Source organism: Hymenobacter glacieicola, from assembly GCF_014640315.1.
Classification (GTDB): domain Bacteria; phylum Bacteroidota; class Bacteroidia; order Cytophagales; family Hymenobacteraceae; genus Hymenobacter; species Hymenobacter glacieicola.
Genome location: NZ_BMGS01000029.1, coordinates 1 through 572, shown reverse-complemented (window position 1 = coordinate 572; position 572 = coordinate 1). Strand labels below are relative to the sequence as shown.

Below are 572 nucleotides of genomic sequence, written 5' to 3'. Positions count from 1 at the left end.
GGCCGCCAATCGAGTCCAGGGCCGCGCGGCGAAAGGTGCAGTTGGCCCCGATGGCCTGGGCCGTGTTGTAGGTGTTCATGCCCATCATCAGGGGCCCGTAGAAGTGGTAGGTCTGCTCGGCCGCCCCGCGCGCCACCAGGCTCTCGTGCTGGTTGCCGTAGGCCTGCACCACCTGCACGTAGCCCACCGTGGGGCGGGTGAAGTAAGGCACAACGTGGTCCAGAAAGTCCGGGGCGGGCACGTGGTCCGGGTCCAGCACCACGCAGAGCTGGCCCGTGGCCTGCTGCAGGGCGTGGTTGATGTTGCCGGCCTTGGCGTGCAGTTTGTGCCGGCGCGTGACGTGGACGATGCCCAGCTGCTGGCAGAGCTGGCGCAGGAACGCGTCGTCGGCCTCGTCGCAGAGGTAGCTGGTGTGGGGGTAAGTGATGGCCTGCATGGCCCGCAGCGTTTCTTCCATCATGGCGTAGGGCTCGCCGGGGCAGAAGGTGGTAAGCACGTCCACCGTGAAGGAGGGCAACGGGCCGGCCGGGGCAACGGGCTCGCTCACGCTCACGTAGTGGTACCACTCGTGC

1 protein-coding gene is annotated in these 572 nt (G+C 67.8%); it reads right to left on the bottom strand.

The window, feature by feature from the left end; genetic code table 11:
• Window positions 1-572, bottom strand: a 572-nt coding sequence (locus IEW18_RS21560) for a glycosyltransferase (RefSeq protein WP_188559960.1), incomplete at both ends; no start/stop codon positions are given.